The sequence below is a fragment of the Legionella hackeliae genome (assembly GCF_000953655.1).
Classification (GTDB): Bacteria; Pseudomonadota; Gammaproteobacteria; order Legionellales; family Legionellaceae; genus Tatlockia; species Tatlockia hackeliae.
This window is the reverse complement of record NZ_LN681225.1, coordinates 1394777-1418450: the sequence shown is the minus strand read 5'-3', so window position 1 is coordinate 1418450 and position 23674 is coordinate 1394777. Positions and strand designations below refer to the sequence as shown.

Here is a 23674-nt window from a genome sequence, read left to right as displayed (position 1 = left end):
ACCTCAGAATAGGCAATCTTATGAATCTATTGCACTGTTTTAAACGATCCGTTTTAAAGCGCTGTATGTCTTTTATAGCCTCTATCCTGCTGTTACAAAGCCTTTCCATTCATGTTTATGCCCTCTCTCCATACTCAACACGAGAACTTGATGAATTGGAAAAGGAGTTTATTCAACTGATAAACCAATCGGATAGCATTGAGCGTAACCCTTTGGCTAATCAGTATATTAATCATTTAGGAAAAAAGCTTGCTCATTTTGCACATATCCCGACTCCTTATTTTTTTATAGTAAAATCCAATGAAATCAACGCGTTTGCAGGTCCCGGGGGCTACATTGGTATTAATACTCAATTGATTTTAGCCACGAAAAATGAGAGTGAGCTGGCTGCCGTAATGGCGCACGAAATTGCTCACGTACGCCTGCATCATCTTTATCAAATGATTCAGCATGAAAAACAAATGCGCATTCCAATGTTGGCTTCGATGCTAGCATCTATCGCTCTTGGTGTAGTCAATCCAACATTAGGAAGTGGCGCCATGATGGCTTCTTTAGGCGGCTTTGCCCAAGACAATATTAATTTCACAAGAGCCAATGAAAAAGAGGCTGACCGCATTGGAATTGATATGCTGATTAAAGCAGGATTTGATCCTCGCGGCATGGCCAGTTTCTTTAAAAAAATGCAAGAAACTTCACGTTATTACTACACCGCAAATGTTCCAGCCATTTTAAGAACCCACCCCATGGATGAGGATCGAATTGCGGAAGCAGAAAACCGTAGCGAACGTATAGCAATAAAAAATGCTTCAGACTCGCTGGATTATCGTCTTTTTAAAGAGTTAGTTCGTGTCTCTGTCGCTAGTAATAATAAGCAATTATTGGATTATTACCATTATGAGTGCCATAAGAAAAATAGTGGTGCAGCTTGTCAATATGGCAATGTATTAGCGCTTCTGAATATCAATCAATTTCAACAAGCCGAAACTCACTTAACGCCCCTATTGCATCAGGATCCTGACAATCTTTTTTATCAAATTGCAATGGCCCAATCTGAAACAGGAAATAAGCAATTTGAGGCAGCGCTTAAAAGATTAAGTGATTTACAAGCCAACTATCCTGAAAACTATGCAGCACTCATGGCTAATGCTCAGGGTTTATTATCAGCAGGTAAAACAGAACAAGCAGCCAGTGTTTTATTAAAAGGCTCAAGAGTGTTTAAACAGGATTTACCCTTATGCGAAGCGCTCGCTCAAGCTCAAGCTGCTTCTCATCGTAAAGATTATGCCTATTTTACAGAAGCTCGTTGTCAACTTTTACAAGGTCGCAAAAGAGATGCTATGCGCCAATTGAAACAGGCGAAATTACTTGCGAAGAAAGATCAGTACCTGCAAGCACGAATTTCAGCCATGATGGAAGAAGTTAAGTTTCTATCTGAAGATTAAAATTTGTAGAGAACAGATTGTAATTGACCATCTACTGGATGCCTCGGACAAGCCGAGGCACGTAGAAAAAGGCCCTCAGGAAACCACCTAGGCTCTCGCCTTGTCCAAAGCCAACATTGGGACTATGGCGGGTGGAAAAAATATCTGAGACCCCAGCCTAGGTCCCTCGGCTTGTCTAAATCCAACATTGGGACCATGGCAGGTGGAAAAAATCTCTGAGACCCCAGCCTAGGTCCCTCGGTTTGTCTAAATCCAACATTGGGACCATGGCAGGTGGAAAAAATCTCTGAGACCCCAGCCTACGTGCCTCGGCTTGTCCGAGGCATCCAGAAATGCTAAGTTAAACACAGATTTTTCGTATAAATTGTTCCATACAAATTTCTTTGCCCTCTATACGCGAACCTACATTCTTAAATTTGAACCCCAAACCACCCGCCTGTATCACCACCAGCCCAACATTCTATATTCTTGCAACTTGAAATTTTCTCTGAGCACAGCTGTTTAAACTGACTCATTGCACTGATATCTTGATTAGCAAAACCGTCAGGTTGACAGATTCGTCCTTGATACTGACCTTTTACACGAACTTGTCCCAAGACATAAATAGTTGGAGAAACAGGATAAACGCCCTTGGTATGCGAATAACAAGCAATGTAACAGCCTGGTGCACTTGTGTAGCTATTGTCGGTGGGTAAAGATGCCGGTGTTGTACCTGGGTATGGGTGATTCACTACCCCGTAATTATTCATAATATACACTGGAAATGGTGAAGGTAATAATTGCTCATTGGGATTAACACTGGTAACTGGAACTTCCGTTAGGTTATTTGACGAAGCAAAAGAAATCATAGAAAAGCACATCAAAATAGGTACAATAATCTTCATGATTTGCTCCATTTAAAAAGTGCTTTTTTATTATAGCTCTTTTAAATCGATGAAATTTTAATCTAACTTGTAAATTCTGTTACTATACTCGACTTTAAACTATGAAATCGCTCATGCTTACTAAAACCGAGCTTATCATCGAGAACACTAAAAAATGGCTTAATTCATTTGTTATTGAACTTAACTTATGCCCTTTTGCCAGAAAAGAAGTGAAACGAAAAAGTTTACGATTTGTTGTGAGTAATGCCCTGACTAGTGAAAGTGCGCTCAATGACTGCATTTCCGAAATTCAATTGCTCGATCAAAATCCAGCAGTTGAGACCACTTTGTTAATTTTTTCTTCTTTCCTGGACGACTTCTTTGATTATCTTGATTTTGTAGATTTGTGCGAAAACACAATGCATATAAAAGGTTATGAGGGCATTTACCAAGTAGCCAGTTTTCATCCCCATTATAGCTTTGCTAATGAGGGTGTGAATGATGTCTCAAATTATACTAACCGCTCTCCTTATCCGATGGTCCATTTACTGCGTGAGAAAAGCCTCGATGAGGCTATAAAACGTTATGGGGATACAAAGGATATTCCTCAAAAAAATATCGAGACTTTGCGCAAGCTTGGATTAGAGAATGTTAAGGAAATTTTAAAGCAATGTAGTCTTTAGACAATCTGCAAATAATCACTCAACGAATAAGGAATTTCAATGGGGAAAACTGTAAAAAAACACTTTGAATGGGTAGTAACTCGTTTAAAAGATAACTCCTGGAATAAATGGGATGTATCAAAATTTATTTCAGAAAAATCGCAATATATGCATTGTAATTATCGCCTACAGCACAGTCATTCTATTCATGACTTTTGTTATGAGCTAAATAAAATACTGGATAAGCATTTATATCCGAACGATTTCATGTTTAAGCTCCTCATTAAAGAATTTGGCAAAGTCAATTTGCAATATGCTCTTCAATTAAACCAAATCGCCATCGATCATAATTTAGATACTCCGTACACCTATTTTTCCATTCTGGGGTTGATTCTAAGAAAGCCCATTCCTGATACAAATTTAGCCATGGAACTTTATAATCAAGCTAAAGAACGAAACAAACTCAGTGCTTTTGTTTTTGCTAGAACTTGTGAAATTCTTAGCAAAAGTTCTTATCCAGATGGACAATTAGTTGTGCGCTTGTTTAATGAAGCTGAGGACCTAAACATGGCTGATTGCTATATATTTAGCTCCACACTTCTTGCCGTGAGTAGAACATCTGAACCCCAAACTGAGGTAATTATAGATCTGCTTACCAAAGCTGAATATTATGGGTGGGATAACGATATTAATTGCTGTTGTGCCTTAAATGGAATTGCTCGCAGTAACAAGCCTGATTTACCCTACATGATGAGAATCTTAGAGAAACTACAAAGTCGGGAAGAAGACTGCTCATTGGCTTATATATCTATCATTGATGCCCTTGTAAAGCAGAAACAATTAAAAGAAGCGGAAACCTTATTTACAACGGCTGTCAACGACGGTTCATTAAAATTTCCAACAGCACGTAAGCGAGGTGGACAATGGATTGTCAATTTACATGGTTACTCTTATGGAACCGCGTATATTGGTTTAAGTAAACTTTTAACCGAATTTCCATCCCATAGATTATCTATTATTTGTGGTCAAAACTCACATCTAAAATTATATAAAAATAATGCAGAGTCTGTAGTACGACTAGCAGTAATAAGAGCTCTTTCAGAAAAAGAACGTGCCTACACCCCTCGAAAAGGAAATATTGGTATATTTGATATTGAACCACTTAAAGCACGCGTACAGTATTCAATTCAGCCTAAAAAAACTTATCCTAAACGATTTTTTGTAAAAATTGATTCTACCAAGTCTGTAAAGCAAACAGAATCAGAGACGTGTAAGTTGAGCGGTTTGATTCAACAACTCTAATATTGTCGAAGCATGAGAGCTCGACCAATTCAAGGTATTTATTTTACTTTAATTTCTGGAAGCATTTTTTCAATTTTAGAAACTTCTTGAGCTGTTTTAGGCGCAAAAAAAGCGTAGCGGCCGGTAAATGCCTCATTAACAACCAAAGCTGCTCCATAAAAGATCCCAAGACCCAAAATTCCTAAAACAACATTACCAAGAATTTGCATAAAAAGACCTCCTTCCTTTCGATGTTTTTCTAAAGGAGAGCGATGTTTTTTAATCGCTTCAAGACTGTCTTTACTAAATGATTCATACGCTTCTTTACGATCATCACTTACAATAAAGGTGGTGAATGCTCGGTGAAGACTCGAATGTAAATCCCTCGCAGCATCAGCTGCCAATGAATAATCTAGAGATTGTTTTCTTTTATCATTAAGCTCTTTTGCTTTTGTTTCCAATTGCTTAAGCTGACTATAAAATGCTCGAAGCTCTTCATTGTCTAAAAGTGTGGGGTCAATGTCATCCTTCATACTTGAAGATGAAACATCAGCTGCCTCTTGTATTTGCGGCTCGAGAGGATCTGGAAATAACAATGGATCATACTGCCCGTTATTTGAATTTTCACGAATGCTTGCGACAGCTTCAGTAGAATCAGTTTTCCTCATCGTGCTTGACCTTAATTCTTGGGCAGCAACATCTGAAGCTACAGGCAGAGTATTCCCAGTCTCCTGTGCATTAACAGTAGTGCCTTCAAGAGCATGCTGCTCCTCTTTTTTTGAGAGCAATCTTTCCAAAAAAGCAGGGACTTTTTGGACTAATGCTTGCAAAGGATTTGCACCAAGATTATATGCAGGTATGATGGCTTCAAGTAAAAAACTGTCCTCGTAAAGTCCTTTTTGTCCACTTAGCCACTTATCACGATTTTTAGTATAAGACTCATGTTGTGATTTGTAATGTTGTAATAGCTCACTGCTTTTATGAGTAGCCAATAACCAATAATGAGCGGCACCCGCATCAATCGCTAACTCAAAAATGGGGTTCTCACGATCACAAACTACGTTTGAACCATCAAGGCGACTATAAATAGCGTAGGGTATCTCCATGCCAGAGTCGAAATCGGCATAATTCATTTTTGTACCGGCTTGACTTAATTTACTACAATATTTTTGATACCCTATTTTGATCCAATACTCTTTAATAAACTCCTCATCTTTGTCGATAAGATCCTGACAAAAAAAATCCTGATTGCTAGAATAAATAATATTTTCTTCTTCACTTTGTTCTCTAAAAGACTTCTCGAAATACACCTCAGTCAATAGGTTACAGTTCAACAATTTTTGGACATCACTTACTAGAGCCACTAGACTTTCTTCTACTTTTAAAATCTTGAGTTTTGATCCTACTGTTTGAAGTAAAGTACTAACCTCACCCAGGATATTTTGTGATTCTTCTAAGGAATTTTCAGGTGGTTGGTTCGTATATTCTTTAAGGATTTGAATAGACTTTAAAATTAATATAATGGTCTTAGAAAGAGTTTCATTCGCCTCTTTAGCTTCCTCTATTGTTTCCAGCATCTCACTTAGCGTGTTGCAATAGTTTAATGCCCCTTCGAGGTTAATTCGAGCACGATTAGAGGGCGCTTTTGCATCCTGGTACAAGGCTTCCTTGTAATCTTTTACAATTCGCAAAAAAGTTATAATACGAAGATCATGGTCAGACTGTGGTTTTCCTGTGAAGTGAAAGCGAGCATCACGACTTCTTTCATTTCGAAATAATTGTGCAAAAAACCAACTACGTAACAAAACCCCCAAAATTAATGTCTTTTCAAACAGATACTTTTCTGAAGCTGCAGTAAGTTCGGCGCGTGGAATTTCATTTTTTAAGTGACATTTTAACTCTTTAATCTCAGGAGCATCGAACTCATTTGTATCAAATAAATCTTTGGGGAAAGCCTCATTGTTGCCTAATAAATGCAATGCATAGGCATGAAAAAAGCAATTATCAAGTGCTGGTGATACATCAATACCATTACCAATACGCTGCTTCCTTTCATCTAATAACAATTCTGCAGCTTTCTCTGAACTTAGCATTACTTTTCTCAAAAAAGACCTATACATCAATCATAACAAGCTATCATTAACTAAACATTAAATTTTATTAACTCTTAGACATCTTGATAACAAATAAATTCAATTGCTAATAATGTGCCCGATTACTACTAAGTATTGACTAAACTAGAGAATGTCAATATTATGACTTAATGGTAATATTTTTTACTTGAGAAGTATAATATGTCCAGTGTAAATAAATTTTCATTCGTCGCCCTCTTTCTTACTCTCCTCCTCCGCTGAGGCGGATATTCATTTAATTAAAAAAGTCACTTGCCCCTTCTAAATTAAATTGAGATTTAGCGGGTATCTTTAATTTGTTAATGAAGTCATGATTATGAATAAATCAATCACTCGAGTAGCAGCCTGGGGAATCTGGATAATTGCTTCCCTGTTTTATGCCTATCAATACATTTTAAGAGTAATGCCCAATATTATGCTCGACAATTTTGTCCAGCAGTTTCATATTGATACAGCCGTTTTTGGCCAATTTTCAGGAGTTTATTATATTGGATATTCCTTAATGCACCTGCCCATCGGCATCATGCTTGACCGATTTGGGCCCAGAAAAGTAATGACGAGCTGTATTCTATTAACCGTCATTGGATTATTACCCATTATTTTTGCCGAACATTGGGTCTATCCCCTGATTGGCCGCGCCCTGATTGGAATGGGTTCTTCGGCAGCCATCTTAGGTACTTTCAAGATTATCCGCATGGGTTTTAAAGAGGAATATTTTACGCGCATGTTAAGCTTTGCGGTGACCATTGGCTTAATTGGTGCTATTTATGGAGGCGGACCAGTAAGTTATTTGACAGCAACATTAGGCTATAAGACTGTCGTAGAAATTTTTGCCTTTTTTGGCATTTTGCTAGCGGCCCTAACCTATTTTATCGTTCCTGAAATTGATAAGCCTTCCTATACCTCAAGTATATTGGCAGACGTTAAGCAGGTTATTACAAACCGTCAAATTATTGCCTTATGTTTATTGGCAGGATTAATGGTGGGCCCTTTAGAAGGCTTTGCCGATGTCTGGGGTTCTGCTTTTATTAGACAGGTTTATGGATATAACCGCTCTCTCGCTAGTTACTTACCGTCTATGATCTTTATTGGAATGTGTTTTGGTGCCCCTGTTCTTAGTTATATTGCAGAAAAATCCCGTAACTATTTGGCAGTGATTATTGGAGCTGGCTTTTTAATGATGATGATTTTTGTCGCATTAATTTCGCAGCAAATGAATAGAGAAACCATGGCTTTAGGCTTTATAGTGGTCGGCGTATGCTCAGCCTATCAAATTTTAGCGATTTATAAAGCCTCAACTTATGTGCCAGAACAAATGGCAGGGATAACAACGGCCATTGCTAATATGATTATTATGAGTTTTGGTTATGCATTCCATACCACCATTGGTGTAATAATCAATAGTTTCGGCGGAATTAATGTTTCTTCAGCGTTTATTTATGGCCTAGGTGTAATACCCATCACGTTGAGTATTGCAGTGATTGGATTTTTCATTCTTTTTTATCAGGAGCGTGGAAAAATACTTCCTGTATCATCAACCTGTTAAGAATATTGTTCAGCAAAGGGACAAAGCAGCCTTTTGCTTTGTCCCCACAGAGATCCTATCAAGAAATGCTAAGCCCTGATACAAAATTATCAACCGCTTTCTTCTCTTCTTTTGATGAATTAAATAAGCCATAAGCCGCGAGACCACCACTAAAGAGTCCCAAGCTTGCGCTCGCAGCAACGGTAGCCTTGGCAAATGCAGCACCACCAACGATACCCGTGAAGAATGCACCAGGTCCGGACCATACACCCGCAGCAAATCCAATTCCAAAACCAATTGCTCCAACAATTACAGTAACTAAAGCAACTGCAGCCAGTATTAACACACTATTTAGAATATGGGGGTGTTTCCCTTCTAAAATTTGATGGCAATTTTGGCTAAATGCTTGAATTGCTTGGGCCTGCCCTGAAGTGTCCTCTTGCGCCAATTTAGTTTGTAAGCTATTGATTTCTGCAGATATGGCATTAAATTTCTTGTAAGGCAAATTTCGGATTGCGCCTTTTAAATTTACTACCGCCATTTGCCAGGGTGAGAAATTAGCATCGAAAAACTCTTCGTCCTCTGCCGCCTCTGAGGCAGCTTCTTGCTCAAGCGCATTTAAAGATAGAACAAATTTACTAATATCATCTTGATTTGAAATAGCGAAAGCTTTCTTCGTATATACCTTCTCACCAGATAACGTCTCTCTTATATCGCAAAGCTTTTCTTGGGGGTTCCCCTTGTAGTCCTTGTCTGGGATACCCACCAAAACTACATCAGAGAAATTGCTGTCCCTTTTAAACAATTGGATTTGGGCAATTATCTCCTGATAATTCACATCCGCTTCTGATAATTCAAGGCAGAAAAAACCTACCTGGTCCGGACAAAAAATATTCCACATACATTTAAAACGTGGATCGGGATTCATAAAAGTTATTGAGAGGCCCTGTACCGTTGTAGTATATACTGCGCGTTCGTCGAAATTTACAACGCCAGGTTGAATATTGAAGTGATTTTGTATTGAATGGATGAGTTTAGTCCCAGCCTTTTCTGAACCAAAAAAAATAACAGCCATAATTTCCCTGAACCATTAATGAAATCGGATTATACTTTTTTAAGCTTAAGAGAAGATTAATTGATCTAATTTTAGCTGGAACAAAAAGATTGGTTTTATTCTGAACCACGGATTATTATACTTTATAAGCACTTCCCAGGTTCAATATTGATGAAAACTCTATTTCATTTGGCATTCCCAGTGCATGATTTCACGTTGGCAAAAACTTTTTATCATGACCAATTGGGGTTCAAGTTAGGTCGAGAGTCAGAGCGTGCCTTAATTTTTCAGTTTGGTGCCGGACAAATTGTCGCCCATAAAGTTGAGAACATTCTCCCTGAGCAAAAAGGAATTTATCCTCGCCATTTTGGCTTAATTTTTCTTGAAAAAATGGAATTTGATCAATTTATTGCACGGATTAACGCGAAAAAAATAACTTATGAAATAGCCCCTAAAGTACGTTTCGCGGATACAAAAATTGAACATCATTCCTTTTTCTTAAAAGATCCTAGCAATAATTTACTTGAGTTTAAGTACTATACGCATCATTCTGCCATCTTTGATGAAATTAACTATAAACAAGTTGGCGAAACGAGCAGGATTTGACAAATGACAAGGTAAAAACTAAGCTCTTATTGTGCACTGCAACATAAAAAGGAGGGCATCATGCATCAGGATTATATGGAAAACTGGAAAGATACTTTTAATCAACTTCAAAAACCATTTCGAGAAATGATGGAGTTGAACGTTAAAACGTTACAGAAGATGTCTTATGTTAAACCTGAGGAGCTTTCTCGCATTAAAAAACCAGAAGATATTCTCGAAAAAAATGTTCATGTTTTTATTCAAAATGGCCATAAAGCGTTAGATTATATGCAACAAGCGTTTGGCATTTTTGAAAAACATTTATTAACTGCGGCAAGAGATATCAACGAGAAACGTCATGGAAATCGATATTATCACTCATAAACGCTGTCATTATTGGCTAAAACGGGCTTTAAAGCCCGTTTCTTTTTGAGGCTAGCCTTTTATTGTACAAGTAGTCGGTCCATTATCTAACTGAAGCTGATTTCCACCAGAATCTGTCATAAATTGTCCTTCATAGCTGTTCTTGTGTTTCTTATCTTGAGCTGAAATAAAAATACGTAATCGGGATGAATCCTCCTCATCCATCGCAATAAGCAGCAGATTTCCCTCTCTCATACTAAACACACTAGTTTTCAAAGGATATGAAAAATCCACACTCGGTAATTCTCCTGCTTTTTGCGGCATTACGAATGAAATAGATTCTTTTAAACCCTGCAGGGAACAAACAATCCTCTTTTGTTCTGCATGGGTGAGTGTTATTTGAAGAAAAAAGAAGAGTAATATTTTTAAAATTTTCATTGGCATCCCTGCTAATTTTTAGTAATCCAGCCTACAAATCCATCGGTTTGAATGCAAGTTATGAAAATTTATTAACTAAGTATCACATAAATTACTCAAAGTGAACTATATTTAAATACTAGGGATATAATAATAATTTTAACTGAATACAATCAAGGAGATATCATGAAGAAAAAGCTGCTATTGATTTTAGCAGTCACTTCGACTTGTTTCTCTCTATCTACACCTTCCCTCTTACCACTAAAAGAGCCAAGTCAACAGTATAAGTCGGTGGTAGATGTATTCCACTCTATAGTTAATAATCAATACCACTATCCCAGGATGACTGCAGTTCCCTTAAGTGGCATACGTGAAATGCTGCATAAAGAGGCCCCTACTTTAAGCCTTGCCGTCATTAATAAAGTACTCACTTCTATAAAATGTACCGATGAATATAATGTTTATCACAATAACATTTTGACAGTTATTGATTATTCCTTACCTTCCAGTGAGAAGCGTTTGTGGGTTTTTGATTTAGATAAGAGGAAATTACTGTTCCACACTTACGTCTCCCATGGAATCCGCTCAGGAAGTTTGGTAACCAATTATTTTTCAAATAAACATGACAGTAAAGCAAGTAGTATTGGTGTCTACCTTACCGAAAACACTTACTATGGTCGAGATGGCTTGTCTTTGGTATTAAATGGCTTGGATAAAGGGTTTAATGACAATGCAACCAGTCGCTCGGTTGTGATGCATGGCGGATGGTATGTCGATGAGAATTTCATTAAAAAATATGGTAGAGCTGGCCGCAGCTGGGGCTGCCCTGCCTTGCCTCTTAATCTTAGCAAAGACATCATCAATACCATTAAAGATAAATCATTGTTTGTCATCTATTACCCCAATGACAACTGGTTTGGGCAATCGAAATATTTAAATTGTGATAGATATTCGGCAACTGTCGCCGATCAGACAATTGGAGATAACTTCCCTGTTGAAAATGACATGCGTGATGACATTCTCTTTGCCGACATGAATAAAAATAAATACCGCGAAGAAAGTGATCCTATTGTGGTCATGACTGCAGATAACTATGAACGCATTTTCCGTATGCCTCCACCTGTTAGTCGCATGTTAAGACGACAAATTGATAATGTGGAATACATTGCTTTGAGTGAACCAGAGTTTAGAAATATCATGATTCTTAATAATCAAGGAGTCGAGCACCAAAATATTTGGGACAATGTAACCTTTGTGGTACCCGATGTGCGAATGCAGCGAGGTTATTATATAACCCAAATGAAAATTGTCCCTTTGGGTAAAATAAAAGACGTTAAATTTGATATTGATAGCGTCAACCATCCTCAGCAAACTAAAATTTACTCAGTTCAGTTGGAGGATAAAGTTATTCAGTTAAAGTCAACGAATCAGTTTATTCGTTGGTTGGGGTTATAAGCTGCTGACAGAAACTGACAGGGAGTCTCTGGTATCCTTTGAATTTAGACATTGAATTAGAGACTCCTATGATTTTTTTAAAACCTCAATTAATCAAAATCGAAGGCTTTATCGTCAGCGGCATTCATGTTCGTACAAAAAATAGTGATGAGCTTAATCCCAAAACAGCGAAACTACCTCAACTTTGGCAGCGCTTTCATACAGAAAATATTGCAAATGTAGTGCAAAACGATCCTGATTCACAGCAATTTGGGGTATATTCTGATTATGAGTCGGATGTTTCAGGAGCTTATACATTAACTGCTGGTGTCAAAACGGATAACGTCACTCGAATACCAGGGTGCACTTCAATTTATATAGAACCTGGAAATTATCTTCTTTTTCAAAATCACGGTTCAATGCCACAAGCTATCATCGAATTATGGCAAGGAATATGGCGTTACTTTTCCTTTGAGTCTCGATTTGTACGACGCTACCTCACAGATTTTGAAGTTTATAAAAACTCTGAGGAATGTGCTGTTTATATAGGAGTTGTCGAATAGCCTAGACAATCGAGTTTAAATTCTCAATTTCCAGGGCTAAAGCAAATTGGCTAGCACAGGCTTCTAGTAATTGAATTTTTTCTGGAGAATCCAGATCTTCTCCCTTGGGCGATTGTAATCTTAAAACACCGACTACCTTCCTTATCCCTGGTAGAGGAAGATAAAGTGCTTCTGCAGTTGGAAAAGTATCAGTGCCCAAGCCTGCCCTTTGCCCTAATTCGTAAACCCATTGAATAATCTCTGACTCCTCGGCATCCAATATTGGTCTGAGTCCTTTTTTGGCATGGGCTATTAGACGTTTATTTTGGGGCAAAAAAACCGCTACCTCACTATTGAAAATTTTAGAAATATAATTAATACCGATGTTCAATAACTTATTTTTTCCACGGGTGTTCGATAATTGTTTACTTAGTTCATATAACGCCGAAGTTTGGCGTGCGTGAAGACGTGCAGCAGCCATTTGTCGCCGAGTAATAATGATTAGCTGGCTGATTACTTGGGTCACAATAAGCATCACTAGTAAAGTAAAGGAATAATTGAGGTTCGGAATGGAAAATGTGTATAAAGGGGGCGAGAAGAAATAATCATAGGCAAAAATACTTAAGACAGATCCCAAAATGGAAGGTCCAACGCGCCCAAATAATGCAATCCCAGTTACCCCTAACAGATAAACCATGATTAAATTGCTGGCACTTAATACAGGATAAAGTAAATAATTAATCATCGTTGTCAAAGTAACGATAACAAGGGAGGCAAGATAAATTACCCATGGAGAGCGCTTTTTATATTTCTTTTCTTGTTTTTTTACCTGACGATCCCCAGTCATAATATAAACATCAATTTCTTCACTATAGCGCAGAATTTCGTCGGCCAAACTACGCAAGAATAAATCACGCCAACGGGTTCGAATATGCTTCCATATCATGATTTGCGTAATATTTTGATCATGGGCAAAATCAAGTACTGTTTTTACAACATTAAAGCCAGTCAAAATTCGCGTTTCAGCACCTAACTGCTTAGCTAAACGTAAATTTTCCACAGCCTTTTGACGTTTTTCCTCTGATTGAGATCCATAAGGAATATCCACATAAATTGCAATCCACGGAGCTTGCAGATTTCGTGCAGTACGCTTGGCCGCTCGAATTAATGTTAGTGAAGAGATACCTGGCCCAACACAAACCAGTATTTTTTCCTTAGTTGGCCATATTTTTCGAATACCTAGACCTTGCCGGTATAAAAGAACCTGTGCACTAACGCATTTTGCCGCTGTTCGTAATGCTAATTCGCGCAAAGCACTTAAATTTCCTTTACGAAAAAATGATTCTGTCGCTAATTTCGCCTGTGCCGGAAAATATACTTTCCCATCCTGCAAACGTTTTAACAATTCTTCTGGAGGCAAATCAACAAGTTCGATGGTATCCGCTATCTCAATAATAGAATCAGGTATCGTTTCTTTAATGGGTGCATGAACGATTTGCGAGACATCATCATTTAAGCTCTCAATATGTTGTACATTTAACGTGGTATAAACATCAATCCCTCTATCTAGAAGTTCTTTGATATCTTGCCAACGTTTTTTATGACGTGAACCCGGGACATTGGTGTGCGCCATTTCATCAACCAATATCAATCCGGGGTAACGTTTTAAAGCACCATCCAAATCAAATTCAGACAGTTGCTTGCCATGATAATCAATTGTTTTTTTAGGTAACACGTTAAAATGGGTTAATAAAGAATTAATTTCCTGGCGACCATGGGATTCGGCAATACCAACTACAACATCTAAACCTTTATTTAATAGTTCAAGTGCATCATGCAGCATTTCATGAGTTTTACCCACACCCGGTGCTGCACCCAAATAAATTTTCAATTTACCATGTTTTTGTTGACGCTCTTCTTCTTGCACACTATGCAATAAAGCATCCGGATTAGGACGCCGCTCTACCATGAGCACTCCTTATTTATCCAACGCTAGATTCAGCTCCAGTACATTAATCCTTGGCTCCCCTAAAACAAGCATAGTACGATTCTTCACTAAACGATTAATCAATGCCTCAATGTCCGTTTCAGACTTATTCCGCGCTCTGGCCACACGGGGTACCTGATATAATGCAGCAAGAAGACTAATCTCTGGATCTAATCCACTTCCAGAAGCCGTGACCAGGTCAACAGGAATTAAACGCTCATTTGTGGGATCGTTTTCGTGCAAACGGGCAACACGCGCGTTTACAGCATTAAAAAAAGCAGGATTGGAGGGGCCTAGATTCGAACCCGATGAATTCAGAGCATTGTAAGGGTAAGGCATGGTGGCAGAAGGACGCCCCCAAAAGTATTGAGGAGCCTCAAACAACTGCCCAATTAATAGCGATCCTACCACCTTATTCTCTTGCTTTATCAGGCTGCCATTTGCCTTCCAGGGGAAGAATAATTGAGCAATACCTGTCACTGCCAGTGGATAAATCACTCCTGTCACAAGCGTGAGAATAATTAAGAGAATAGCCGCCGATTTTAATTGCTTAAAAGCTTCATTAAACATTTACCCTATCCTGTTAGGCCAAGCATTACTAAAAGTATGTCTATTATTTTAATACCGAGAAAGGGAACGACTAATCCTCCCACGCCATAAATCAATACGTTGCTTCGCAATAATCTTGCAGCTGAAACATGTCGATATCGAACACCGCGTAATGCCAGTGGTATAAGAAAAATAATAATGAGCGCATTAAAGATAACCGCTGACAATACTGCACTGTCCGGGGTTTTAAGATGCATGATATTCAATGCATCTAATGCGGGGTACGTCGTTGCAAATGCAGCGGGTAAAATTGCAAAATATTTTGCCACATCGTTTGCCATACTGAAGGTTGTAAGCGCCCCTCTTGTCATTAACAATTGCTTGCCAATTTCAACCACTTCAATCAATTTAGTGGGATTAGAATCTAAATCAACTAAATTACCCGCCTCTTTCGCTGCTTGAGTTCCTGTGTTCATGGCCACAGCAACATCGGCCTGTGCCAATGCCGGAGCATCGTTAGTGCCATCACCAGCCATTGCCACTAAATGTCCTTCTTTCTGTAGTCGACGTATTAATTTTAATTTATCTTCGGGGGTCGCATTAGCGAGGAAATCATCAACACCGGCCTCACCTGCGATAGCTGTTGCCGTAAGCGGATTATCACCCGTTACCATAATTGTCTTAATTCCCATGCGTCTTAATTGGGCAAATCTCTCACGTATCCCTCCTTTAATAATATCTTTAAGATGGATAACACCTAACACTTTCGCCCCCTCAGCAACGATAAGTGCAGTCCCTCCCTTACGTGAAATATTTTCCACATTACGGACTAGATTTTCTGAAAAACGGCCGCCCAATTGTGTAACGTATTGCTCCACCGCTTCGGCTGCCCCTTTTCGAATCTGACGGTTTGATAAATTAACCCCGCTCATCCGCGTTTGAGCTGTAAACGGGACAAACGTAGCCCCTAATTTTAAGATGTCTCTACCTCGCAACCCGTATTTCTCTTTTGCCAAAATTACAATACTTCTTCCCTCCGGCGTTTCATCTGCTAGTGAGGCCAACTGAGCTGCATCAGCCAAAGTTTCCACAGATACACCATCTTCAGGAATAAATTCTGTAGCCTGGCGATTTCCTAATGTAATGGTCCCTGTTTTATCCAAAAGTAATACGTCTATATCTCCAGCCGCTTCTACTGCTCGGCCGGATAAGGCGATAACATTGGCTTGAATCATCCTATCCATACCGGCAATGCCAATTGCAGAGAGCAATCCACCAATGCTAGTAGGCGCCAGACAAACAAAAAGTGCCACAAGCACTGTAATCGTCACTATTTTGCCACTGCCCGCCGCTGTCACGCTATAAATTGAAAAAGGTAATAACGTTGCACAAACGAGAAGAAATATTAGCGTTAGTGCTGCTAATAAAATAGTAAGTGCCAGTTCGTTTGGCGTTTTTTGTCGTTTTGCACCTTCAACTAGAGAGATCATCTTGTCTAAAAAAGTCTCACCTGGATTTGAGGTAATACGTACCACTAACCAGTCAGAAATAACCTGTGTTCCTCCGGTTACTGCACTGCGATCACCCCCGCTTTCTCGAATAACTGGGGCACTTTCGCCTGTTACGGCACTCTCATTCACAGAAGCAACACCATCAATTACTTCACCATCATTAGGAATAAGGTCTCCTGCCTCAACCAAAACCACATCACCGATACGCAAATGAGTTGATGGAATTATTGTTACCTTAGCTTCTCGTGAAGGTTTTGCTAATTTTTTTGCCTGGATATCCCGTCGAGCTTTTCGTAAAGCCTCTGCCTGGGCTTTGCCCCGACCCTCAGCCATTGCTTCAGCAAAATTTGCAAACAATAAGGTAAACCAAAGCCATAGGGTAATTGCCAAAATAAAATTCGACGGTGCCTCTCCCGGCCCTGCCAACGATTGAATGAAAAGAAAGGTCGTGAGTATCGCACCAATATAAACCGTAAACATGACTGGATTTCGTAATTGATGAAACGGTGATAGTTTTAAAAAAGCAGCATAAATTGCAGCTGTTATTATTTTAAGGCTCCAGACCGATCGCTTTTTAGTGACCATGGTTGCTCCATAGCATCAGATGCTCCACAATCGGCCCTAAAGAAAGAGCAGGGAGAAAAGATAAAGCCCCTACTATTAACGTAACTCCTATCAGTAACAAAATAAACAATGGTGTATGTGTTGCTAATGTCCCTGAAGTCACTGATATTCGTTTTTTACGCGCCAAAGAGCCAGCAATGGCAATAACAGGAATAGCGACCCAAAATCGACCTATTAGCATGCTTATGCCACCTACAATGGTATAGAATGGCGTATTTGCATTTAATCCTGCAAAAGCACTGCCGTTATTATTTGCCATTGATGTAAACGCATAAAGGATTTCTGTAAAACCATGCGCATCTGGATTGGCAATTGATTTAACACCCATTGGTGTAACCACACCAATAGCAGTAGTAATCAGAACCAGTATAGGCATCAGCAGGACAACAAACGATGCCATTTTCATTTCATAGGGCTCTATTTTTTTACCTAAATACTCAGGGGTTCGACCCACCATTAATCCGGCAACAAATACTGTAATAATAACTATCATTAGCATACCGTATAATCCGGAACCCACACCACCAAAGATTATTTCACCCAATTGCATCATCCAGACAGTAATCAATCCACCCAAAGGGGTAAAGGAATCATGCATTGCATTAACAGAACCATTTGATGCCGCAGTGGTTGCGGTCGCCCAGAGGGCAGAGCTTACAATGCCGTTGCGTATTTCTTTTCCTTCCATGTTTCCCGCAGGGTAAAGATTGTCTCCCGCGGTAGAATCAATCCCTAAGCTTGCAAAAGCAGGATTGCCCTGCTGTTCAGCAATAATTGCAATACTGGCACAAGGAATGAAAATTAGTGTCATGGCAATTAATATTGCCCACCCTTGTCTTTTATCATTTACCATCAAACCAAAGGTGTAACAAAGGGCGGCAGGAATTAATAATATGGCGAGCATTTCCAAAAAATTGGTTAGTGGGGTTGGGTTTTCAAAAGGATGCGCGGAGTTTGTATTAAAAAAACCTCCCCCGTTTGTTCCTAATTGCTTAATTGCAATTTGCGAGGCAACAGGGCCCATGGGTATCATTTGTTCTGTCAGCTGAACAATTTCATTTCTAGGCTTGCCTTGCTCATCAAGAATGGTTTTACCCAAATTATCAGTGACTGGTTTTGAATAATTTACTGCCTGTATAAGATTAACTTTTTCATAAGGCTTGAAGTTTTGAATAACGCCTTGAGAGGTTAGGATGACGGCAAATACGAATGAAAGAGGCAAAAGAATATACAAAACTCCTCTCACAGTATCGACCCAAAAATTTCCTAACCCTGTCTCTTCATGCTTTGCAATACCTCGAATTAAAGCCATTAGCAATGACATACCGGTTGCAGCAGAGATAAAATTTTGTACAGTCAACGCAAGCATTTGGGTAAAATAACTCATCGTTCCTTCACCGCTATAAGCCTGCCAGTTTGTATTGGTTGCAAAGCTTGCAGCCGTATTAAAGGCCAACTCTGGTGAAAGTCCAGGAAATTTTTGTTCATTCAATGGAAAATAAAACTGTAGACGTTGGATCAAATAAGCAACAAGCAAACCTAGCAAATTAAAAAAGAGCATCGTGAATAGATACTGTTTCCAATTCATTTGCTCTGCACAGTTTATACCGCATAATCGGTAGATTCCTCGCTCTAAGAAGCCCCCAAGTCTATTCAGGCCACAAGGTTTATCTTCATAAACTCGAGCCATATACCAACCTAGCGGTTTAACAAGTAAAAGAAGAATTACAAGATAAAGTGCCACTTGAAGAATACTTATTTCTAGCATAAGAATCCGTTTCCACTCGCTAAAACAGTTCAGGTTTAAATAAAACAATCAATAAATAGATAAGTAAGGCAAATGTGATGACTCCACCGATGACATAAAATCCCAATTGTTTACTCCTTAAACAAGGAATCGAAGAATTTGATCAGAATAAAGGATAAGCTAAAAAAAACTAATACGATAATGATTGATAGAATATCCATATCATTCAGATTCCAAGTATAATATTCAATCCTATCATAGAGTAATATTAAACAAAAATATGATTTTTATAATTGAACCTACCCAGTAAAATAGTCTATATTTTGTCCCCCGAATCATGCTACTGGCGATTAAAAAATTTCCTTAGACTATTATGAACACTTTAAAAGACATCCATATTCGTGAGCTTGTTCAAGATGATGCCGATAAATTTTTAGTAGTGATGCAAAAAAGTCAGTCATTCCATTTCCCTTACATCACTGCCCCTCAAACCAGGGAAGAATTTGAATATTATTTTCAGAAATCACAGCTTCCTGATCAACGATGTTATCTAGCGATTAATAGTTCACAAACGATTATTGGCGTATTTAACATTAGTGGTATTGTTCGAGGAGTATTTCAAAGTGCTTATCTTGGTTATTTTGCGAATGTTCAGTTTGCAAGCCAAGGAGCAATGAGTCAGGCGCTTAAATTAGTTTTAAAAGAAATCTTTCTTGAATTGAAGCTGCACCGTATTGAAGCAAATATTCAGCCTACCAATAAATCCTCTATTCGTTTGATAACAAAAAATGGTTTCCTTAAGGAAGGCTTCTCGCCTCGCTATTTAAAAATTAATGGCCAATGGTGCGACCATCTTCGTTTTGCTTTATTGTATGAAGATTGGTTGGCTAATCAATACGACTAGACATCAAAAGAAAAAAATCCCTAGTCAAGACTGTTTTTTTCTTTTTTATTTGGATAACATAGTTTTCTATTCTCTCATTGTCCCTTCCCACATCCTGTGGATATTTTTTAGTAATTAGCTTGCTTAGTTTTCTTTTTTGTGTTTTTTTTCGTAGAATATTCGTTGTAAAACATGGGAATAACCTTATTTTTCTTGCATCATCTATAAAAAAAATTATCCACATTTTCTGTGGATAACCTTGTGTATACTCTATCTAAGTGATTGTTCTAACGGCACTTAGTAAGTTGCGCAGTGATTTTACACAAAACTGCATTTATGAAACATTATATTTTGGGTACTTAGACTGTAACCAAAGTAATATAAATCCAATAACAGGCAGGATAACATCGCTCCAAAAAATTCCTCCTGCGTTACCTGGTGCAAAATTATGGGCGGTTATCATTTGATAAATGTGTCCGCCAGCAGCTCCCCATAAAAACATAGCAGGTGCAATCACTGTAGCAGCACGAAAACCAAGCTTACTCCAAAAACTAATAATTCCAATGACTGCAAACCCCAAACTGGCAAAACCAACTTCAAGTTGGAACGGACTTTGTGCCCATCCAATATATTGTGCAGTAAAATCACCAAAAAATACGTGCATTATAAAGTTATAGAAATAACTAATGCCGATATTAAATAAGAGAAAATAGGAAAAAAATATTTCAATAACCTCAGCCTTGCTTAAAGGTTTGGCTTTAAATAACAACACGAATACCGCAACTATCATGCTCAAAATAAATAGAGTCCAGGTAAAATTACTCAAAGCTAAAGTAATAATTTCTTGCATCATCTCTCCTTCCATTATTTCACAATCAAGGTTTATTATTTGACTTTCTATTTTACATTAACACAAGGTTATACTTGGTAACGCACTTTTTGCAGAATTAGATGAACTCTCAACAGTGAATAAACGATAAATGTCGTTAGAAGGTAACTTATTCTCCTCTCCCTCTCTCGATTTTTGATAATTTTCATAGAGTCGGTAACTCAAATAGGAGAAGGTCAAAGCACATGCAATAGGCCAGGAAATAGCTGCAGCTGTAATGATGAATGCGGTGGCAGTCGTATTAAAAATTAGTGTTTTCCAGAATAATTTATAGGATTCAGCACATCGGTAATTCAATGCATTGAGCATTTCATAATGATGCTCATTCGCTAAAAACTTTCCATTCGTGATTTCACGTTGAACCGCAATACTGGACTGTTTATATTTTTTGTACTCAGAAGCTGTATTATAAAGAGCATTACCAAGCATACTCAAACCCGCCAAAATACCTAAAGCAAACGGGCCAAAAAAGACAAAAGTTGAACCAAAAGCACCTATGAATAAAGTAGCAGCGACAATATTAAATTTGTAATAAGCACATTGGGCTTCCCACTCATCATTGACAATATCAATCTGCCGGTTGATGACTGCTAACTCCAGTGATGAAACTACTTCGTTCTTTTGTCGCATCAAATCATTGACGCGGTTTATATAATCTCTCCGTTCAACGGACCATCGGACAATAAATAATGCTAAATCAAATGTTAAAAACGCTAAATTAATTTGTGCGATAACCAAAGAAGACAACTGAAAAACTCGATTGTAGTTACTTAATAAGTTAACCGTACCCCAAACCATATCATTAGCCATCGAATACCCACGTTTTTCCATTTCCTGGATCAGTACTTTTTGGCTTGACAGCTCCTTATTCAAAGCAGCTTTTACGACGTGCTTTATCATGACCGTTAAATTAATCATGAAGCGCAAGGTATACAGAGCGACACTGGACACACGCAAAATTCGTTGAGGTTTATCAAGTAATCTAACAAAATCCTGCAAATTATAAGGTGATCCTATCTTTTCATTTATTGCTTCCATGAAGGCCGCAAATCCATTTTCTTGCAGATAAATAATAAGGTAACTTGCAAGAGTTCGACTGTAATTCCAATAGGAGCGATTAGTGATTAAAAAAGAGGCGTCTTCACGTAATTTTGCTGAGCTCATCACTACAGTTGCAAAATTCGAAGCCCCTTTCCTTACTTTAGACAATACTGTTAGCGGTTTAGTTTCTTCAGAGGTTGTCTCTTTAATGAACCTCTCAATTTCGTTTTTCTTTTCTAATAATGCATGTAAATCGTCTTCAACATAGTCCAGTTTATAATAATCAATCATCAAATTACATAAGCAACTGATATAGGCAACAATTTCACCTTCCTTTTTCAAGGCATGCTTATTGGCAATAAATAATTGATATAATGATGAAAACTCTGCTTTAAGTTGATTTAAATTAAAATCAGTCTCTTTAAAGGAAAGCTTAGCCGATTGGTTTGCTGACGAACTAAAAAAATTGTGTTTTATGCGGTTAATCTCGGCCATTTTAGAGTTCTACTATAGAGAGGTCATTTCCCTGCCTCATTCTATAACATGCGAACTTTTAAACCAAATTATATTAAGATCAACTAATAAGCTCAAACTGTTCGCTTTTGAGCAAAAGTGCTCATCTCAAACCATTCAAGGGGGACTTGCCAGTCAATTTCCTTAGCCAGCATTAGATCCACATTAAAAAGTATGACGATGTGTATGTGTATCGACATGTCCGTGATGGTTATCCTGTGTTGTACTATTATGGCCATGATGAGTGTGAGGTACTTGGTTTGGTTGCACAGGGACAATCACTGTGTTGTTATGGCCATGATGATTATTAGATTCCTGTAGGCCAGGAACGGGGGTAAACACAGTGCCTGTATAGCCATGGTATTGTCTAGGTTGGCCAGAGTTTTTATACATATTTTTCATCCTTAGTAGTTTAAAACCACCCTCACTATACCTTAATACTTCTCCTGGTTAAAAGAGAGAGAACGGACTTAAACAAGCAAACCTTATTTTTGCTCAATATTTACGCGCAATTTAAAAATAAAATTCTATACTTAGTAAGACATATCAATGATACAAGGAGATGTCATGAAGACACGTTCTATATCCTTTTCAAAATTATCAGGCCCATTGGCATTCGGCGCTCTTTTATTCATTGGACTATTTTATTCTTCTACAACAAATGCTGCTCAAGGATGTGGATTTGGTTACCACATGACCATGAATGGGCGATGTGTTCCGAACAATCCTGGACCAGGAGCTATACCTGCCCCCGGACGTCCGGACTGCTGGTATAATTATAAAGGTCAATTGCGTTGCTGGAGATAACAATTTCATCTTGGCGTCACACTGGCTGACGCCAGGATTACCCAACTTACTTCTAATTACTTATTTATCACTGTAACCATACTAACTCAGGGATAGAACTATGGAAACTTTACATTCAGTGGATGCTGCCAAGAAAAATGGGCTTTTTACCCCTATAAAAAAACTACTGTGCGGTGATGTTCCCCTGTGGGTTAGTTTTTGGATATTTGGCGTATTGGTTATCACATTATTCAATATTGGATTCTACTTTATAATCATTAATATGATAAATATTATTAATAAGGTAGGCACTTCTCCCGTTTACGCCATTATTGTTTTGACAACGCTTTACACTATTTTGATCTGGATAGCGATATGGAACAGCGCCTCTAAATACAAAGGAACAAAAATTTTAGCCATTTTCGCCAAAGTGGTTGTTATTTTTAGCGTATTAATCACTTTATTATTTTTATACCTTAACTCAAGCTTTAACGCACGTGGCACCACACAACAGATAAATACAATAGTGATGCTACTCAATAAAAATTTACCTGCAAAAATAGACAATCATACTGTGCTGTATAAAGTGGGTTCAGATAAAAGTAAATTATTATATTATTTCGAGCTTGTTAATTTCGATGAAAATCAAAAAAGCAATATCTTAAATAACCAAGAAGAAGCCTCCAACATGTTGGAAACGTCAATCAAAGCCAAGGTTTGCAAAAGTAGTGAATTGCAGCGATTTTCCAACCAAAACATTGAACTCGTTTATGATTATATTCTAGATGGACGCCAGTTATTTTCAATTCCTATCAATGAGAAGATTTGTAATCAAAACTAATGT

23 protein-coding genes are annotated in these 23674 nt (G+C 38.1%); 11 read left to right on the top strand and 12 right to left on the bottom strand.

What is annotated here, in order from left to right; genetic code table 11:
• Positions 1-65 precede the first annotated feature (65 nt).
• Positions 66-1442, top strand: a complete 1377-nt coding sequence (locus tag LHA_RS06385) for a M48 family metalloprotease (protein ID WP_045105804.1) — start codon at positions 66-68, stop codon at positions 1440-1442.
• Positions 1443-1852: 410 nt separating this feature from the next.
• Here LHA_RS06385 and LHA_RS06380 read toward each other — a convergent pair whose 3' ends face one another.
• Positions 1853-2326, bottom strand: coding sequence for a hypothetical protein (locus tag LHA_RS06380; protein WP_045105803.1), 474 nt, complete (start codon positions 2324-2326; stop codon positions 1853-1855).
• A 113-nt stretch (positions 2327-2439) separates the two neighbouring features.
• On the opposite strand from LHA_RS06380, the gene LHA_RS06375 reads away from it, so the two are divergent.
• Together LHA_RS06375 and LHA_RS06370 are read left to right on the top strand one after the other, a co-directional pair.
• Entirely contained in the window at positions 2440-2988 is a 549-nt protein-coding gene (locus LHA_RS06375) for a DUF1415 domain-containing protein (RefSeq protein WP_045105802.1), read from the top strand.
• Positions 2989-3027: 39 nt separating this feature from the next.
• On the top strand, positions 3028-4269 hold the full coding sequence (locus tag LHA_RS06370) for a tetratricopeptide repeat protein (protein ID WP_045105801.1): 1242 nt from the start codon (positions 3028-3030) through the stop codon (positions 4267-4269).
• A 38-nt stretch (positions 4270-4307) separates the two neighbouring features.
• Here the strand turns inward: LHA_RS06370 and LHA_RS06365 are convergent, their stop codons facing one another.
• Positions 4308-6341, bottom strand: a complete 2034-nt coding sequence (locus LHA_RS06365) for a hypothetical protein (RefSeq protein ID WP_045105800.1) — start codon at positions 6339-6341, stop codon at positions 4308-4310.
• A gap of 355 nt (positions 6342-6696) precedes the next feature.
• Between LHA_RS06365 and LHA_RS06360 the strand changes: the two genes are divergently transcribed.
• Positions 6697-7926: an MFS transporter gene (locus LHA_RS06360; protein ID WP_045105799.1), complete on the top strand. Its 1230-nt coding sequence runs from the start codon at positions 6697-6699 to the stop codon at positions 7924-7926.
• A 58-nt stretch (positions 7927-7984) separates the two neighbouring features.
• Here LHA_RS06360 and LHA_RS06355 read toward each other — a convergent pair whose 3' ends face one another.
• Positions 7985-8980 carry a hypothetical protein gene (locus tag LHA_RS06355; RefSeq protein ID WP_045105798.1) on the bottom strand — a complete coding sequence of 332 codons (996 nt, stop codon included), beginning with the start codon at positions 8978-8980 and terminating at the stop codon, positions 7985-7987.
• A gap of 150 nt (positions 8981-9130) precedes the next feature.
• Between LHA_RS06355 and LHA_RS06350 the strand changes: the two genes are divergently transcribed.
• Positions 9131-9565 (top strand): VOC family protein, encoded by a 435-nt coding sequence (locus tag LHA_RS06350; RefSeq protein ID WP_045105797.1) that lies wholly within the window; start codon positions 9131-9133, stop codon positions 9563-9565.
• A gap of 60 nt (positions 9566-9625) precedes the next feature.
• Positions 9626-9928 (top strand): hypothetical protein, encoded by a 303-nt coding sequence (locus LHA_RS06345; RefSeq protein WP_045105796.1) that lies wholly within the window; start codon positions 9626-9628, stop codon positions 9926-9928.
• Positions 9929-9979: 51 nt separating this feature from the next.
• Here LHA_RS06345 and LHA_RS06340 read toward each other — a convergent pair whose 3' ends face one another.
• Complete coding sequence (locus LHA_RS06340; RefSeq protein WP_102046636.1) at positions 9980-10345, bottom strand: hypothetical protein; 366 nt, start codon at positions 10343-10345, stop codon at positions 9980-9982.
• 165 nt (positions 10346-10510) lie between these two features.
• Here LHA_RS06340 and LHA_RS06335 point away from each other — a divergent pair, with 165 nt between their 5' ends.
• Both LHA_RS06335 and LHA_RS06330 read left to right on the top strand, forming a co-directional pair.
• A complete protein-coding gene (locus LHA_RS06335; protein ID WP_045105794.1) occupies positions 10511-11779 on the top strand; it encodes a murein L,D-transpeptidase catalytic domain family protein in 1269 nt (422 codons plus the stop codon).
• Between the two features lie 68 nt (positions 11780-11847).
• The gene (locus LHA_RS06330) at positions 11848-12321 is read left to right on the top strand and encodes a GyrI-like domain-containing protein (protein ID WP_045105793.1); all 474 of its coding nucleotides are present in this window, start codon (positions 11848-11850) and stop codon (positions 12319-12321) included.
• 1 nt (position 12322) lies between these two features.
• On the opposite strand, the gene LHA_RS06325 is transcribed toward LHA_RS06330, so the two are convergent.
• From LHA_RS06325 to kdpF, 5 genes are read right to left on the bottom strand one after another with little or no spacing between them, the layout of a single operon-like run.
• Positions 12323-14269: a DUF4118 domain-containing protein gene (locus tag LHA_RS06325; RefSeq protein ID WP_045105792.1), complete on the bottom strand. Its 1947-nt coding sequence runs from the start codon at positions 14267-14269 to the stop codon at positions 12323-12325.
• Positions 14270-14278: 9 nt separating this feature from the next.
• Positions 14279-14857, bottom strand: coding sequence for a potassium-transporting ATPase subunit KdpC (gene kdpC, locus LHA_RS06320; protein WP_045105791.1), 579 nt, complete (start codon positions 14855-14857; stop codon positions 14279-14281).
• A 5-nt stretch (positions 14858-14862) separates the two neighbouring features.
• Complete coding sequence (kdpB, locus tag LHA_RS06315; protein ID WP_045105790.1) at positions 14863-16932, bottom strand: potassium-transporting ATPase subunit KdpB; 2070 nt, start codon at positions 16930-16932, stop codon at positions 14863-14865.
• On the bottom strand, positions 16922-18739 hold the full coding sequence (gene kdpA, locus LHA_RS06310; RefSeq protein ID WP_045105789.1) for a potassium-transporting ATPase subunit KdpA: 1818 nt from the start codon (positions 18737-18739) through the stop codon (positions 16922-16924). Before kdpA ends, kdpB begins: the two co-directional genes overlap by 11 nt.
• Before the next feature lie 19 nt (positions 18740-18758).
• The gene (kdpF, locus tag LHA_RS17645; protein ID WP_065238326.1) at positions 18759-18845 is read right to left on the bottom strand and encodes a K(+)-transporting ATPase subunit F; all 87 of its coding nucleotides are present in this window, start codon (positions 18843-18845) and stop codon (positions 18759-18761) included.
• 246 nt (positions 18846-19091) lie between these two features.
• Between kdpF and LHA_RS06305 the strand changes: the two genes are divergently transcribed.
• Complete coding sequence (locus LHA_RS06305; protein ID WP_045105788.1) at positions 19092-19622, top strand: GNAT family N-acetyltransferase; 531 nt, start codon at positions 19092-19094, stop codon at positions 19620-19622.
• A gap of 313 nt (positions 19623-19935) precedes the next feature.
• Here LHA_RS06305 and LHA_RS06295 read toward each other — a convergent pair whose 3' ends face one another.
• The 3 genes from LHA_RS06295 to LHA_RS06285 form a co-directional block, all read right to left on the bottom strand.
• The gene (locus tag LHA_RS06295; protein ID WP_045105786.1) at positions 19936-20451 is read right to left on the bottom strand and encodes a DUF6790 family protein; all 516 of its coding nucleotides are present in this window, start codon (positions 20449-20451) and stop codon (positions 19936-19938) included.
• A 57-nt stretch (positions 20452-20508) separates the two neighbouring features.
• The gene (locus LHA_RS06290) at positions 20509-22026 is read right to left on the bottom strand and encodes a hypothetical protein (protein ID WP_045105785.1); all 1518 of its coding nucleotides are present in this window, start codon (positions 22024-22026) and stop codon (positions 20509-20511) included.
• A 183-nt stretch (positions 22027-22209) separates the two neighbouring features.
• Complete coding sequence (locus LHA_RS06285; protein WP_045105784.1) at positions 22210-22437, bottom strand: hypothetical protein; 228 nt, start codon at positions 22435-22437, stop codon at positions 22210-22212.
• 174 nt (positions 22438-22611) lie between these two features.
• On the opposite strand from LHA_RS06285, the gene LHA_RS06280 reads away from it, so the two are divergent.
• Positions 22612-22851, top strand: coding sequence for a GCG_CRPN prefix-to-repeats domain-containing protein (locus tag LHA_RS06280; protein ID WP_045105783.1), 240 nt, complete (start codon positions 22612-22614; stop codon positions 22849-22851).
• A gap of 100 nt (positions 22852-22951) precedes the next feature.
• Positions 22952-23671: a hypothetical protein gene (locus tag LHA_RS06275; protein WP_045105782.1), complete on the top strand. Its 720-nt coding sequence runs from the start codon at positions 22952-22954 to the stop codon at positions 23669-23671.
• The last annotated feature ends 3 nt before the right edge of the window (positions 23672-23674 follow it).